13 protein-coding genes and 1 pseudogene are annotated in these 16,810 nt (G+C 31.8%); all 14 read right to left on the bottom strand.

Annotated features, from left to right (window positions below; translation table 11 throughout):
- Nucleotides 1-25: 25 nt before the first annotated feature.
- The gene (locus KPL44_RS08590; RefSeq protein ID WP_216127266.1) at nucleotides 26-952 is read right to left on the bottom strand and encodes a carbohydrate ABC transporter permease; all 927 of its coding nucleotides are present in this window, start codon (nucleotides 950-952) and stop codon (nucleotides 26-28) included.
- Nucleotides 953-1,053: 101 nt separating this feature from the next.
- Nucleotides 1,054-2,340: an ABC transporter substrate-binding protein gene (locus KPL44_RS08585; RefSeq protein WP_216248756.1), complete on the bottom strand. Its 1,287-nt coding sequence runs from the start codon at nucleotides 2,338-2,340 to the stop codon at nucleotides 1,054-1,056.
- A gap of 113 nt (nucleotides 2,341-2,453) precedes the next feature.
- Nucleotides 2,454-4,157 carry a heparinase II/III family protein gene (locus tag KPL44_RS08580; protein WP_216248755.1) on the bottom strand — a complete coding sequence of 568 codons (1,704 nt, stop codon included), beginning with the start codon at nucleotides 4,155-4,157 and terminating at the stop codon, nucleotides 2,454-2,456.
- Between the two features lie 9 nt (nucleotides 4,158-4,166).
- Nucleotides 4,167-4,646, bottom strand: coding sequence for a hypothetical protein (locus KPL44_RS08575; protein WP_216248753.1), 480 nt, complete (start codon nucleotides 4,644-4,646; stop codon nucleotides 4,167-4,169).
- A gap of 106 nt (nucleotides 4,647-4,752) precedes the next feature.
- Entirely contained in the window at nucleotides 4,753-5,799 is a 1,047-nt protein-coding gene (locus KPL44_RS08570; protein WP_216248751.1) for a LacI family DNA-binding transcriptional regulator, read from the bottom strand.
- A 175-nt stretch (nucleotides 5,800-5,974) separates the two neighbouring features.
- Nucleotides 5,975-6,124, bottom strand: a pseudogene (locus tag KPL44_RS26185) (DapH/DapD/GlmU-related protein); the annotation flags it as partial.
- A 419-nt stretch (nucleotides 6,125-6,543) separates the two neighbouring features.
- Entirely contained in the window at nucleotides 6,544-6,696 is a 153-nt protein-coding gene (locus tag KPL44_RS08560; protein ID WP_216248749.1) for a hypothetical protein, read from the bottom strand.
- Between the two features lie 182 nt (nucleotides 6,697-6,878).
- A complete protein-coding gene (locus tag KPL44_RS08555; protein WP_253201678.1) occupies nucleotides 6,879-7,235 on the bottom strand; it encodes a DMT family transporter in 357 nt (118 codons plus the stop codon).
- Nucleotides 7,201-7,668, bottom strand: coding sequence for a DMT family transporter (locus KPL44_RS08550; protein ID WP_216248745.1), 468 nt, complete (start codon nucleotides 7,666-7,668; stop codon nucleotides 7,201-7,203). Before KPL44_RS08550 ends, KPL44_RS08555 begins: the two co-directional genes overlap by 35 nt.
- A gap of 117 nt (nucleotides 7,669-7,785) precedes the next feature.
- Nucleotides 7,786-9,117, bottom strand: coding sequence for a methyl-accepting chemotaxis protein (locus KPL44_RS08545; protein WP_216248743.1), 1,332 nt, complete (start codon nucleotides 9,115-9,117; stop codon nucleotides 7,786-7,788).
- Nucleotides 9,118-9,212: 95 nt separating this feature from the next.
- Entirely contained in the window at nucleotides 9,213-9,797 is a 585-nt protein-coding gene (locus tag KPL44_RS08540; RefSeq protein WP_216248741.1) for a TetR/AcrR family transcriptional regulator, read from the bottom strand.
- Between the two features lie 266 nt (nucleotides 9,798-10,063).
- A complete protein-coding gene (locus KPL44_RS08535; protein WP_216248739.1) occupies nucleotides 10,064-12,280 on the bottom strand; it encodes an S-layer homology domain-containing protein in 2,217 nt (738 codons plus the stop codon).
- A gap of 99 nt (nucleotides 12,281-12,379) precedes the next feature.
- Nucleotides 12,380-13,621: an efflux RND transporter periplasmic adaptor subunit gene (locus KPL44_RS08530; protein WP_216248737.1), complete on the bottom strand. Its 1,242-nt coding sequence runs from the start codon at nucleotides 13,619-13,621 to the stop codon at nucleotides 12,380-12,382.
- Entirely contained in the window at nucleotides 13,618-16,728 is a 3,111-nt protein-coding gene (locus KPL44_RS08525) for an efflux RND transporter permease subunit (protein ID WP_216248735.1), read from the bottom strand. The genes KPL44_RS08530 and KPL44_RS08525 overlap by 4 nt, the downstream gene beginning before the upstream one ends.
- Nucleotides 16,729-16,810 lie beyond the last annotated feature (82 nt).

The raw sequence follows: 16,810 nt of genomic DNA, 5'->3' as shown, positions 1-16,810 counted from the left end.
AACTTAAATATGTTTATTTTATACTTTAATTGTTGTTATCATCTAATTTAAACTGAATAATTGTGATACCTAATACAATTACAAATAAAACAAGTGAAATTGCAGAAGCATACCCAAAGTTGAATTTTACAAATGCTTCATTATAAATTTCATATACCAATACGTTTGTAGACCTTCCCGGTCCACCATTAGTCATAACCTGAATTAAATCAAAAACTTTAAAACTAGATATTGTAAGCATTATGGTAACGAAAAAGGTAGTCGGACGTAATATAGGAATTGTAACATTCCAAAATTGTTTCCACTTATTCGCCCCATCAATAGACGCTGCTTCATATAATTCTTGAGGTATACCTTGAAGTCCAGCAAGATATAAAATCATATAATAGCCCATACCTCTCCATACACTTGTAATTATGATAGCTGGCATAGCCCAACTAACACTAGAAGTCCATCCTGGAGGATTTAAAATTCCAATAGCTCTTAAAAACTGATTAATCGGTCCAAGTGTTGGGTGAAAAAGCATATTCCAAACAACTGCAACTGCAACCAATGATGTAACATAAGGAAAAAATATTGCTGTTCTAAAGACTTTTACACCACGGATTTTTTTATTGAGTAATATTGCAAGCCCCAGCGAAAATATTAAACTTAATGGAACAACAAACACTGCGTAATAAAATGTATTAAACAGAGAAATTCTAAAAGTATCATCTGAGAACATCTTTGTAAAGTTTGATAGGCCAACAAATTTAGGTGGATTAAATGAATCCCATTTCATAAATGCTAAAATGAATGATGCTATAATAGGAATTAATGTAAATATGAAAAACCCAGCAAAATTAGGTATTATAAATGACCAAGCTGTCAAAAGATTTTTTCTGCTTTGTTTATTTCCTTTGCTCGGAAAATTTTTATTATTTATTGGTATAACTTCAACATTATTATCCATATACATTCTGCTTAGATTATAAAAACCCTCACAGACCTCCTCTCTATTCTAATAGAAGTGGTAGTGTATAATTTAATAAACTATACACTACCTATAAAACACTACTCTTTTATTTCTTGGAGTACTCTTTTAGACATACTTGCTATTGCCTTATCTATAGTTGAACCTCCCACCATAATCAAATCATGTTCTTCAGTAAGTATTTGGTCTATTGCTGCCGAATGTTTATTTACTGGCATTTCAAGGGCAATTTTATCAGGTGAAAATGCTTTTTTAGAAATTGCATCTGTAGGCATTCCCTTTAAATCAAAATAACTCTTATTTATAACATCTGTTCTATAAGCTGGTACAACACCAACACTTGCGAGTACTGTAGCTCCCTTTTCGCCACTTGCAAAATCTAGGAACTTTTGAGCTGCTTCTTTTTGTTTAGAATTTTTATTGATAGCAAATGCTGTTGGAGAACCGAATGTTGTAACTTTACCATTAGATTCATTTTGTGGCATTGCAGTTATTCCCCAATTAACATCAGTAGCTCCCTTTTTCTTCGAATTTAGGACACCTGCCATATACCATGTACCCATTGGAAGCATAGCAGCTTTTCCTGTCTCAAACTGTGAAGCATATGTGCTGCTAGTTGATTTTGCAGTACCATACTCCATTGAAGAACCATTTTTCTGCATTTTCAAAAATGTTTCATAATATGGTTTCATAAAATCATATTTTCCACTTACTAAATCTGAATTAGTCTGGGCACTAGATGTCGCTTGAACAATCGAACGCCAAGTATGATTATATGCGCCATATTGTTTAGTAGATCCAGTACCTACTGTTAACTTTTGTGCAAGTGTTGCATATTGATCCCATGTTAAATTCTCTGGGTAAGCAATTTTTGCTTTATCAAACATAGTTTTGTTATAATATAAAACAAAGAAATCAGTTCTATAAGGCTGCGCATAATATTTGCCATCTATTTTAAGATAATCATATGCTCCCTTATAATTAGCATTTGCAACATCTGGTTTTACATGAGTGGTTAAATCCTCTAATTGTCCACGGAATGCATAACCTGAATAAGAAGTAGTATTTTTCATTGTTAATACATCTGTTGAATCTCCTCCTGCAAGCATTGTAGTTACCTTATTGTCATACTGAGATGCATCGATATCTATAGGCTTAATTGTTATATTAGGGTTAGCTTTGTGAAAAGCTTCAAATAGAGCCTTAAATTCTGGTGTGGTGTCATAATTCCATGTGGTTACACTTAATTGTATTTTATCACTGCTACTTTTCTGAGTACTACTAGTCTTACTTGAACATCCTGCAAGTGTTGTCCCAATAATTGCGGTAGTTAATACCAATGTCATTAATTTTTTACTGATTTTCATCATTATTCCCCCATTTATTTTAAATTTATATATAAAATCTTGCACAGTAATGTTTAGTACAAGTTTCTATTTTAGCTTTTACCTAGTTAATCATCATCTGCGATGCCATATTATTAAGTATCTATATAAAAAGTTAACTTACTACTATATGTTTTTGAAATAAAGCTTTTTCTAATTAATGTCCTGTATATTGTTTCATAAGTTCCATAATGATTAGTAATTTTTTCTTGTAGTACTACTACATCGTCTAAATCACTGATATTGTCTAATGTTAAAGCTCCACAACTCCCAATCCACTTTATAGTATTACTGTTAATTATAGGTTTAATCTTACTTACAAAATTTTGATAAACTTTGTTACCGTCTTCATCAAATAACATATTATCTTTTATATCTATAAATTTTTTATTAGGATATATATCAAACTCTCTATTAAAACTAATCAGCTTAGTAATAAGCGGATATACGTTTTCTAAATTCATTGAAAAAGTTACTTTTTCTTTGGATCTATTTATAATTACATTAGAGGCCTTATAGTTCCCAAAAATCTCCTCGCTATCATTAATTATTGGAACACAGTGACCCATTGAGCGATTAACTAACATATTATATCTTTTTTCATCATCGAAGTAATCTTTGGTATATTGCCCAGCGCCAAAATCAATTAAGAACAATTCATCTTTAAACCCTAAAACGAAATTACCTACATCATTATGATTATGAGAATCATTATTTTTTCCAGCTTTAGCTGCAAACAAAAATCCATTTTCTTCATTTATTATTAACCATTGCTCATCTTCAAAATATTTTGTTTTAAACGTTGTATCCCTCGAATTTAAATTACTATTTGTCCATATTAGATTTCTTGAAAGCTCTGCCCATCTATAACATTCATTACCTTCAAGTACACTTACATTTTTAGTATATGGAAGCGATACTGAAAATTGTTTTTTGCAATAACATAGAAGTCCTGTTGGTAACTCAGCAATTGTTGAATCTGCGAATTGTACAAATTTACCCCTTCCAATTTCCATACCCACTGGAAAATTAGCAATACTCTTTAACAATGGGTTTTCTAAGTATTTATTGTTTTTAAAAGCCAATTTATATTTTTCTGCAAAGTAGCAATAGTATCCAAATCCGTATGCCCAGTAGCCAACTCCTTCTACGCAAGCCCCATCATTTTTAAAACCTTTTAAATAACTTTCTAAACATCTATCAACCTTTTGAAAAATCTGCTTTTGCCTTAATGGGTTGTCTCCTAATATACTTATAGCTGCCATTCCTAGTGAACTTCCAATAACTGCACTCCAATTATTTTCTTTGTCTTCAAAGTCCCATTTTTTATCTAGTAGTGGTGTAAACACTCTATTATTAATTTCATATATAATTCTGTCTTTAATTTCAGTAGAAAAAAATTCTTTATATAACTCGTAAAATTCTGCTAATGTCTGTGCTGTTTCAGCTGAAAATAAGTCTATACAGTATCTAGCATTTTTCTCATAAGTATTATCCTTAATTGTTAGATGAGCTGGTAGAGCCCAAGTATATTCTGAGCATACCTGCCAGATAATGTTTTCTAAACATTCAATATCCCTTTTGTTTTTTTCAATTAACATGGATAATCCCATTACACTTAATAGCCTTCTTCTCTCAAAATACTGAGTTTCAAAAACGCTACGATTACCTTCCTTTAAATATATCTGATATCCTTTTAAATCGATGCTAGGAATAGTTTTCATCTTTAAAATATCATCTTTTGCGGCTAATATCTCCTCCACCAGTGATTTATTAATTGTATTTTCAATAAATTTCATAATTACTCCTTAATTCATAATTACATCAATTTCGTCTACTTGCACTAAACCATAATACGTTCCATAAACATTAACTTTATCTCCTACTTTAACCGTTATTTTTTCTCCACAAATCATTTGATATTTCGTTCCATTATTATCTAAAATAAAACGATCACTTTTAGTTACTATTTGTTTGTTTTTATTGTCAGTCTGAATAATTTTCCCTTCCATTTTGATATATGTTTGCAATGGAACCTTTCCATTCTGATATTCTTCATTTTTATAAACTTTAGCTTTCTCCTTTAACTCCTGGTTAAGTGAAGTAGTTGTAACATTACTACTAGATGATTTTGAGACTTTACTACACCCATATGAAGTAGCTGTTAGCATCATTATTAAACAAATAATTAATAATTTTTTTATTGTGGAAGTGTTTATATTAATAAAAGTATTTATATTAATCGAAGTAACAATTTTCTTTTTTTTATTTAAGTTAATATAAATCAATAATTATAATACACCTCCTTACAATTGTTTATATTTTGTTATTAAAAATATCCTCTATACATTAGGAAACCGGTTTCATAAAAATATTTTTTAAGCCCTAATTCTCTTAGGGTTTTGTACTACAAGATTTTCTTATTATAAGTTTTGTTTTAATAATTTTATTTTTAGGTGTTTCCTTATTTTTAATTACATCAATTATGGTATTTACAGCTTCTCTGCCAATATCCTCATAACTTTGGTACACCGTTGTAAGTTGTGGACTAACAAGTTCTGAGATATATGTTCCATCAAAGCCTGTCACTGAAATATTCTTTGGTACCTCGATGCCAGCTGATTTTATAGCCCTAATTGCTCCTATCGCTACTAAATCATTTATACCAATAACTGCTGTAGGAACCTTTTTACCTTTAAGAAGCTTCTCCATTGCTGTGATACCACTTTCAATAGAAAACCCGTCGTTAACTATAAAAGTTTTGTCCACTTTTATCCCATACTTTTTTAAGGCTTTTGCATATGCCATGTGCTTTATTGAAGTTGAAGTTGAATTTGTTATGCCTCCTAAAATAGCGATATCCTTATGTCCAAGCCCCACTAAATAATCAACTATCTTAATTATGCCATCTTCTTCATCAGTAATAATCTTGTAACTATCTACTCCCGTCATCTTCCCATTTATAATCACAAACGGTATTTTACTCGCAAGTCTTTGTAAATCTAATACATAGTTTATGTTTGTTTTTACTGCATTCACTCTGTGACCCATAAAAATTACCCCATCAACTTGCTTTTCTGATAATGATTTTATGTGTATCGCTTCAACTTTCGAGCTATCCATAGAATTGCATAAAATCATTGAATAACCAAATTCTAAAGCAGCTTTCTCAGCTTCTAAAAATACTGTTGAAAAGAAAGGATTGGTTATATCAGGTAAAATAACCCCTATCATCATTGATCTTTTTTTAAACAAACTTCTTGCTACTGCATTAGGTTGAAAGTTATGTAATTTTATTATTTCTAACACTCTTTCTTTTTTATCTTCCTTTACTTTAGCACTACCTGTCAAAACCCTTGACACTGTTGCGGGAGAAACATTAGCTTCTTTTGCTATATCATAAATTGTTGTATCCTTTTTTATAATTTCATCATTTTTCATTTATTTGTTCCCTTCTTATCTTCTGAAATAAGTTATGAAACCCGTTTCAGTCCTTAATAAGATAATACATTCTCTCTATAGTTTTGTCAATAGTTTTTTAAGAACAAAATACTATTATCGCCATATAATCTGCAATAAGATGAAACCAACAGAATTACTCCTGACTGGTTTCGATTTTCTTGATAATTTTCGCAGGAACACCACCTACAATAACATTTGCAGGTACATCCTTAGTCACAACTGCACCAGCGGCAATGACAGCACCATCACCTATGTTCACGCCGGGAACAACAGTGGCATTTGCTCCAATCCAGACATTTTTACCAATCACAATGGGCGCTGGATGCATAGTGCTGCGTTTTCTCGGATCAATGTCATGATTGAGTGTAGCAAGCATTACATTGTGCCCAATGAGCACACCATCGCCAATTACAATGCCGCCCTGATCCTGAAAACGACAACCTGAATTGATAAAGACATTCTTACCCAAACAGATGTTTTTCCCACAATCCGTATAAAAAGGAGGAACATGGCAAATGTTGCATCCACACGGTTGCCAATCAACAAAGAAAACAGTTCCCGTACCTCTTCTGGAGTATGATACCGACCGTTCAGGTCGGCAGTCAACTTTAATGCTCCCTAAGATACGTCTATCATTACCCGATGTAATTCCGGAACCACCCTCAACCGCTTCACCTAGATTCAAGTGTGCCAATAAGTCATTAATGTCCATTTGTATCCTCCTTATCGATAAGAATTTCTTAATACATCTACAACATCCTTATTCGTCATTTCACATGGATTTGCTCTTTTGCCAGAAAGTTTCTGCTCATGCAATTCGCTAAGCCTTCCACATCCGAAAATAAACATTATTGGTACATACATATTAAAACTCATTCTTAATTCTCCATTGATTTAAAATATTGTTTATGTTAAAAACCGATTATTAAGTTCAATATAATTCTACAACTTAAAGTTAACTTTAAGTCAATGTTTTTTAAAAAATTTTAAAATTAATATATACATTCGGTGAAATGGCAAAGCAGCAATAATTTTTAACTAGTATATATCATTGTATATTAATTTGTAACAAACTTTAGCCCAACAACACTGATAATTATGCACGAAATAAAAACAATACGCTTCAAATCTCGTGATTCCTTAAAAAAGAGCATTCCTACAATTACACTTCCTGCAGAACCGATTCCGGTCCATATAGCATACGCTACACCTAGCGGTAAGCTAACTATAGCGAGAGATAATAAGTAAAAACTTACTGCTCCGAAAATTGCTAACCCAATAATGGGTTTCCAACGGGTAAAATTTTCACTTAAGTTCATAAAAGTTACCATGCCCACCTCACAAAACCCAGCGGTAATTAGAAATATCCATTCCATTTTATCACCTCTCCACCTTTTTAATTGTTGCTTTTTCATCTTTTATATTATTGGATTGACCTATCACCGTTTTCTCATTTTTAGTTTCTTTACTAATTCCACCCTTGCTTTCTATGGATACACTTTTTAATCCCATAATTGATCCAACAAGCAATCCAATAAATAAAATTTTCATAATGCTTACATCATCACCAAAAAACATCATACCAACGGTTACAGTTCCTACTGAACCAATACCCGTATAAACCGCATATGCTGTTCCTACTGGAATAACTTTCATTGCACTTGTTAAGAAATAAAAACTTAATAACATTGTAATTATAACAACAATGCTTGGAAATATTCTCGTAAATCCACATGAATATTTTAATCCAAAAGTAAAACAAATTTCTAACAAACCACCTACAACGAGATATAGCCATGCTAGCTTTGAATTTTGTTTGCTTACATTTTTTGAAACTACATTTATCATTTACATCACCTCATTTCCCATCGAAAGTTCTACATCATAAACCTTATAAAACATAACAGTGTGTCCATCGGTTTTAACACCTATATATTGATCTTAACCTCTCTTTAACCATATAAATTATAAAGTAAATTTCTTTACAGATTGCCCCAATTTGTTAGCTAAATTAACTTGATTTTCCATTGATTGATTTGCTTCATTCATAATTGAATTTATTTCAGATAAACTAACATTAATTTCATCTGTAGAGTTAGAATTTTCCTCAGATATTTCAACAACTTTATCAATTACTTTACTAATTTCTTCAATAGATATATTCATCAATTTAGCAGAAGAAGTTACTTCTGTAGATATTTTATTTATAAGCTTTGCATCATTTTGATATTGAGTACCTGTTTGTAGTAATAATTCATAATCAGCTTTTACATTATTATCTATGTACTCTAGAATATCTTGAGAACCCATTGAAAGGTTATTAAAAACTTCTCTTACTTGGGTAACTAGGCCTTCTACATTTGAAGTAGCCTCTGTGGATTGTTCAGCTAGTTTTTTTACCTCCCCAGCAACAACCGCAAATCCTTTACCTTGTTCACCTGCTCTTGAAGCTTCAATAGTTGCGTTTAATGCAAGAAGATTTGTCTGAGCGGAAATACTTTTTATTGTATCAGACATTATTTTAATTTCTTCTACTATTTTACCGGCCTCAATAGCTCTAAGAATTTTTCCTTGCTTTTCGCTATAAATTATATTTGCCTTTTCAAGAGAATGAGAGACTTTTAGTTTCATTTCTGATGCCCTTGTTTCCATTTCAATTGATGAAGTTAAACCAGCTTTTACTTTTGATAAAAGTAAATCAGTTGTTTTTAATATCTCATTGGCGGATAAATTTATTTCTTTGGTAGTATCTATTAAATTAATAGCATCCTTAGAAAGTATAGATGAGGTTGAATTAATAGAATTTATACTTAAATAAGAATCTTTTGTAGATGCTAATAATTCATAGCTTGAAGTATTAATAGTTTTGGAAATATCGATTATATCCGATACAAGTAATTTAATATTTGATGTGGCTTTATCTAAACATTTTCCCAATCTGCTTATGTCATCATTGCCTTTAAAGTTAAGTTCCTCAGATAAATCTCCATCACCTAGTTTTTCTGTGAAAGCTAATACTTTTTTTAGTCTTTTTAAGACTAGCCTATCATAAAAATAAACTATAATAAAAACTGATATTATTATGCTTATGCTAGTAGATAAGACCATACCAATAGTACCATCAAAAAGATAGGTATTTACACCCATGTCTTGTAGTGTGTGTCTGCCACGTGCCATAGCTAAATTAACACCATGACCAATATAAGAGCTAAAACATTGTACAATTACAACAGCAATTACTAATTTAAATTTAATAGAATACAAAGTAGCATTTAAAAGTTTTTCTTTTATATTCATGAATCTTCCTCCTTGCAATGTAATAGTCTCTTGGAAATCATCATTACTAAATTGTTTAACCCATTTATTATAATAATTTTGTCTTTATGCATAATTTAATTATCCTCTCTTTTAATTAAGCCATATAAAATAATATTGTTCATTGCTTTGAGTGCAGAATCAAAGCTGACCTGACTCTTGTCAAGAAATTCATAGTCTAAGAGCTTTTTTAGGGTTTCGTTTAGCATTAACTTGAGTATAACGGTATCTATTTCTTCAAGCTCCCCATTTTTTATACCTTGCTCTATCAATTGAATAACTGCATCCCATATAGTATTCAGGTGATTATTTACTTTCTCCCACAAATAGGGATAATATTGTTGAAGATCATCCATATGTGTAATAATAGATCCGAGATTGTATGCATCAGGTATATTATTAAAATAAAGTTTGATTTTTTCTTGAAGCGTAAGTTCATTATTTTCAAGTATTTCAGTATCTGACGTAATGATTTCACTAAAAACGAATTCTATCGTTTTTTCTATAATTTCATCTTTGCTAGAAAAATAAGAATAAATCGTACGTTTACTCGTACCGAGTTCTCTTGCCAAATCTTCGGTCGTGAATCGAGATCCTTTGCTTGCAAAAAGTTTTAAAGTTTTTAGATATATATCTTTCTCCATATACTTACATTCCTCCATTTAATATCTTTGGTACTGTACTTTCGTTTACAGTACCATTGTAATTACTAAAAGTTCTTTTGTCAATACATAAAATTATTAGAGTTTCCACGTATGATCGAATTGTGATAATGTCTTATTATACTGAATTTGATTATGTCACAAAAATACTTGAGAAACTTGAACTTAACAGTAGAACTGAACTTGCAGTATTTATTAGCAAGTGTCAAATTTAACATATAGACAAAGAAGGAAACTCTTCTTTAAAAGGTTTCCTTCTTAAGATTTTAATAAATATCAACTATAGTACCATCAATACCCAAAACTAATGTTTTAAATTCATCTACTTTAACCTCGGTTAAAAAGCCGTCTATACTACCATCATAATTGTTAAGTCTCGCTTTATTGAAATACTTACTAAATATATAGTTTACGCTATCAATAGTTACTCCTGTCGGATTAAGAATATCTGGCGTAACAGCTTTAATCGTCCCAATCTTAACTTTATCATATACATAAACGAAGGTATTTTTATTCCATATATCTGATACAAAATAAACTACATCATAAGCATTCAAATCAGTTTCTTGTATATTTGCATTTCTATAAATATAATTATACTTTATATTCTTAAACTGATTTATAAGTTTAATGTTATCAGCTTTATATACCTGAGGTTCGCCGAAATTTGCATCAACTATAACAGCATAATCATATCCTACATTATCGCTTTTCTTTGTTAAAATAATTGAAGAATAAGCTCTCACAGCTTTGGCTGCAACTTCATAATCCACAGACACTCCATGATAATAATATAAAGAAGCTTTTGGAAGTGTCATAGTTTTAGCTTTGCCCGCATCATCCGTGTAAGCTATTAACGGGCTTGCTACACTAGTTACAGAATATTTTTCTGTGGAATTTTCTTTTCTATCAATTTTAGTAATCATAATATCACTAACATATAATTGATATTTAACACCAATTTCTAGAGGAGTTACTCCATCCTTTACGGTTAAAGTCCCTTTATCCGTAATAACTTGATTATCAGCTAACTTGTCTGAAGTCTTAAGATTTCCGAGTATCACATATTCTCCAATACTACCAATTTTCTGTTCTATGCTTTTTATGCCAACTACCTTGCCATCATGTCCTAGCATTACAGATACCAAATCTCCTGTTTTAAAAGAAGAAAGATTACTAATATCCATGTTTTTACTATAAGTGTAGCTCTTTTTATCTACTTCAATAGCATTTGTTGCATCATTACTCGCAATGAACTCTGTAATATTTCCCTCTACATAATTTGAAGTAACAAGTATATATCTATTGTTACCATTTATATCGGTGACGCTGTATACTACATCCCTATCCCCAATTTCTTCTTTTGTTATAAACTTACCATTCTTCATAATCTTAGTATCAGGATCAAAAGTTATATCTCCTAGTGTATCTGACTTCGTATTAAAATCTTTAGCAAGCTCTGGTTTACTGTATATAGGGTCTGTTATAACAGCGTAGTTATTTAAAACCTTATCACTATTGTCAATTATTATAGACATATTAGGTACTAATATACTATTAAGTTTAGCATAATCTTGCTTTTGGCCATGATAATAATAACTAATACCAGATGGTAGCGTCATGCTCGTCTGTGTGCCATCTTTATCATAATAAACAACATTACCGAGTATTGTGTTCACAGTAACACTTACCGTTGCTCTAAGTTCACCATAAACCTTTGTAATTTGTCCATCCTCTATTTTTATCCTAAATGTTGGTCCAACCTTAATCTTTTTCTTATTACTATCTGAAATAGTCATAATCCCTTTATCTGTTAGTATTTCATTATCTGCTAGATTATCATAAGAATCCGAATCATCTTGTATAATACAATCTGTATATAAATTACTCGCCTGTGAAAAATTTTCTTTAGTAGTACCCTCCACCTGCGTGCTAAGTAACCTATCAAACATTACAGCTGCAGCGTTAATAGAAATGGTATCAGTAGTTCTTAAATTAAGTTTATCTGTTAGCTCTAAATCAGATGCTTTTTTTATATAATTAATAGGGAAACTTCCTGTTAAATCCGATTTTGAATAACCCAAAATACGTACCATATTAACACAAATGTCTTGATAAGTTGCACTACTTGATGGATGGAAATAACCATCATTTGTACCATATAAAAGTCCCTCTCCAACAATAGCATTAACGTACCCACTAAGGACACTACCACTAGCTACATCTGGAAATATTGTTTTACCGCGAAGACTCGCTGCTCTATCCCCTAACCCATCAGCTATAGCCATCGCCTTTATTAATTCACCATTCGTCATTTTCTTGTTAACATTAGTAACTGTACTGTCTATAATTCCAAGCTGTTTCATCTTTATAACAGAAGTTTTATAATCTAAAGTAGTTGCAAAAGTTAAAGCAGGAACCATAACGTTTATTAACATTGATAAACTCAAAACAATACCCAAAAGCGATTTTTTTATTTTCATTTTTCTACCATCCTTTTTATTTATTACTTTTTAGTCCCTTTAAATAAAATCAGTTTGGAATCTCTCAGCAAATCGAATTGCAGTTGTAGTAATATACATTTATTTTACAATTTTTACTTTCTGGCCTTCATTTAAGAAGCTTTGACCCTCAGTTATTACTTGATCACCAAGTTTTATACCACTGACAATCTCAGTTTGCAGCGTATTTGATATTCCCACAACTACTTGTTTCTTTTTTAGTTTATTAGCCTCAACTATATATACATATTGCACACTATTTTCTGTAAATATTGCTCCATTTGGCACAACATTTATATCTGTTTTTACCACATCTGGAAACTCAACTCTTACTATCATTCCTGGTTTTAACAAATTATCACTATTCTCTATCTTAACCTTTACTGTATACAATTGTGTTTTAGCATCTGCTGAAGGACTTATGGTGTCTACTATGCCTTGTACAATTTTATTATTCATAGATGATATTTGCACAGGTATTTTCTGATTTACTTTTACCTTTATAACATCTTTGTCTGTCATAGCTACTTCAGAGCGCAGGCTACTTGTATCAATTATGGTAAATGCATTAACAGAACTCGCCACCAGTTCGCCGACTTCGACATTTCGCTCAGATATAACTCCATTTATAGGTGACGTAATAGAAGCATTATCCATTTGTATTTGTGCTAAATCAAGTGATGCCTTGGCCTGCTGAACTTGACCTCCAGCCTCAGCATCACTTTGTGGTCCTATTTTTGATTTTAATAGTGCTAAAGCATCACTTGAGGAACTAACCTGAAGTCCTGCACTAACCATCCTCGATTTTGCAGCATCAAGTTCGCTCTTGGCAGAATCTCCTATATTATATTGCTGCTGAATTGTATTATAATTATTTTTCGCATCATTATATGTGGTTTTTGCGGTATCTAATGTTGAATTTGCAGGTATCAATTGCTGCTGGTAACCTGAATCACTGGTTTTAACAAGAGTTGCATTGGCTGTGTTGAGTGTTGCTTTCGCTCCATTATATTGCGCCGTAAGCTCCAATTTATCCAAGGTGAATAAAATATCACCTTTTTTTACGCTCTGACCAACATCTGCATTTACACTATTAACCTTGCCCGCTATTTTAGTGGTAACCACAGTTTCAATAGAAGCTGTTAATTTGCTTCCATATCTTGTAGTTGTTGTTATTGAAGACATGCTAACGGGAGTTGCCTTAACACTCTTTGACGTTGCATTTGTCGTTACACTTTCACTTCCACAACCCGTTCCTATTAAAGTTATACTCCCGATTAGACTTATTAATAAAATCCATTTAACCCCTTTAAGCTTCATCATAATGTAACCCCTTCATCTTTTTTATTAGCTTTGCTTTTCTTTATATTAAAGAACCTCATCATATCATCCAATAATGTATATACCACTGGAATTATTATTGGTGAAAGAATTGTGGATGTAATCATTCCTCCGATTAGTGCAACTGACATTCCAACTCTAAACTCACTACCTTCAGCAGTAGCAAGGGCTGATGGTAACATTCCAACTATCATAGTTGAGGTAGTCATTAGTATGGGCCTTAACCTTGTAATACACGCTTCTACTAATGCTTCTCTTAGAGGTATACCTGCTTTCGTAAGAGTAAGAGTATAATCTATTAATAATGTTCCATTTTTAGCAGCTAGTCCATCAAGCATTATTAATCCAATCATTGAAATAATATTTAAACTATTTCCTGTAATTGCCAATGCTATTAATGCTCCAATTAATCCACAAGGTAGCGATAACATTCTTAGAAAAGGCGTTAAAAAGGATTCATATAACACAACTAAGATCATATATACAAGTAAAATTGATATAACTAAAGCTTGAATAAGCGAAGTAAATGACTCACTCATGCTCTCTTGATCGCCACCGTAAGTTAATTCATAACCATCTGGAAGTGTAATTTTACTTATTGCTTTTTCAATATCCCCAGTAACACTTCCAAGAGTTCTCCCCTGCGCATTAGAATATATGGTAACCATTTCGTTTCTATTTTTTCTTAATATTTGCTGGGGACTGTCTGACATATAAACCTTTGCTAGCTGATCAATGGAATATTGCTGCCCACTTGAATTAGCTACTTTTATTGTGGATATATCCGATTTTGTAACAATTTGACCCTTATCAAGTTTTACAATAACATCATACTCGTCATTATTTTCCCTAAATACTCCGCCAGATACCCCTTGCTCTGAAGTGGCTTTAAGAGCACTTGATATGTCACTTGGTTTAATTCCATATTGCTCAGTAGCAATTTTGTCGATTTTGACAGCAATTTGACTTTCATTTGATTGAATAGTATTACTTATATCTGCTGTTCCTGAGACTGCTTGTACTGAACTCTGAACTTTACTACCCAATTGCTTTAATACCTCTAAATTAGGACCAGTTATGCTTATTGCGATAGGCTTACTACTATTGCCACCTCCAGAACTCAGAACACCAGGTTCATTTATAGATATATCAACTCCGGTAAGCGTTTTGCTCCACTCACGCATCTCAGATGTAATTTGAGCTTGGTCTTTTTCTCTTTGTTTTTTAGGGTATAAAACAACATTAATTTCCGCTGAAGCTTCATCACCGTTAATGCCAACAATAGTAAAATAAGTATTAACTTCTTTTAGGCTCTTTAAATGAGCTTCTACCTCTTTAACTTTTATATCTGTAAGTTTAACGTCACTACTTGGTGATAATGACAAATTAACTGTAAATTTACTCTGATCTGTTTTAGGTGTAAGTTCAGTAGTAATTAATTTAAGTGGGATTAATGCTGTGCTAAGTATTATTAATAAAGTTACCATAGCTACCATCTTCCATCTATTATCCAGAGCAAATAAAAGAAATTTTTTATAAAAAGTATCGAATTTATTAGTTAATTTTTCAAATATTCCTTTTTTCTTAGATTTGTTAACATTATTTTCGTCCCCATTACCTATTTCCTTTAATACTTTTGAAGCAAGCATTGGAGTAACTGTAAATGAAACAATTAAGGAAAATAAAGCAGCAAAAACTACTGTAAGCCCAAACTGTCTAAAAAACTCCCCAACCATACCTGACATAAAAGCTATTGGTCCAAACACAACTATGTCGCATAGAGTTATAGATATGGCAGCCATTGCTATTTCTCCTCGTCCGTCTAATACTGAGCTTATAAGAGATTTTCCCATTGCCAAATGTCTTTGAATATTTTCAAGCACAACTATGGAGTCATCTACAAGAATACCTATGGATAAGGATAAAGCAAGTAGTGACAGCATATTAAGGGTAAATTTAAAAACATACATCATAAAAAATGTTGCAATAAGAGCGGTTGGTATTGCAACAATTATTATTGCAGATGCTCTTATGCTTCTAAGGAAAAGAAACATCACTATAATTGTTGTAATAATACCCTCCATAAGACCGATTTTAACTTGTTTAAGTGAAGAGTTTATAAAGGTTGATGAATCGGATGTTACCGCTACATTTATTCCAGTTGGAAAAGCTTTTTTCAAAACATCCAGCTGTTTTTGTACAGCTTTAGCTGTTACAACTATATTAGCATCACTTTGTTTTTGAACAAATATACCTATAGAATTTTTCCCATTAAAGCGAACGAGTTCAGTTGCTTGTGGATAATCTAATTTTACATCTGCAATTTCACTAAGTTTTATAGATCCACCATTTGCCATTGGAATTTGTAATTTTTGTGCATCTTTTATGTTTTCGAATTGACCAATAATTTTTATACTATCATTAGAATTCTCTTGTTTAAATTGACCGGCTGGTATATTTAAATTTTCACTTTGAAGTTTATCTACAATAGTGTTAACAGCTATCCCATACTGATCTAAAAGCGTTTTATTCACCTTAACAATTAGTTGCTTTTTAACTGCACCCTCTAATGATACATTACCAACCCCATCAATTTTTTGTAGTGATTTTTGAATTTTATCTGCACTGTCATACAATTTACTGTAAGGCAGTGAACTTGAAACCGAAATCATCATAATAGGGGTAGCATTTGTATCTAATTTTTTTATTATCGGTTTTTTTGCATCTGTAGGAAGTTTACTTGATATATCCCCCAGGGCTTGTTGAACATCTAAAAATGCGGTATTCATATCATTTCCCATTTTAAAGATAATGGTGGTATAACCATATCCTTCAGCGGATCCTGAGCTTATAGTATCAATACCGCTTATACCTGAAATTGCATCCTCAACTGGTTTAACCACATCCGTTTCTATTTCTGCTGTACCAGCACCCGGGTATGTAGTTGTTATTGTTATCACAGGCACATTAATTGCTGGAAATAAATCTGCGCCAAGACTTGAATAACCCAATACTCCTAGTCCTACTGTGAGCAATACTACCATAAGAACAGCTAGGGGCTTTTTAACGCAAAGCTCTGTAATTTTCATTCATAAATCCTCCTCAAAACTAATAATTAAATATTGCAATTCCAGAAATACTTGCAAAATCAATTTCCATTATTTCTTTCTA

Origin of the sequence: Clostridium sp. DSM 17811, from assembly GCF_018861905.1 — a bacterium.
Taxonomy (GTDB): Bacteria; Bacillota; Clostridia; order Clostridiales; family Clostridiaceae; genus Clostridium_AD; species Clostridium_AD frigoriphilum.
This window is presented reverse-complemented; position numbering and strand designations above follow the sequence as displayed.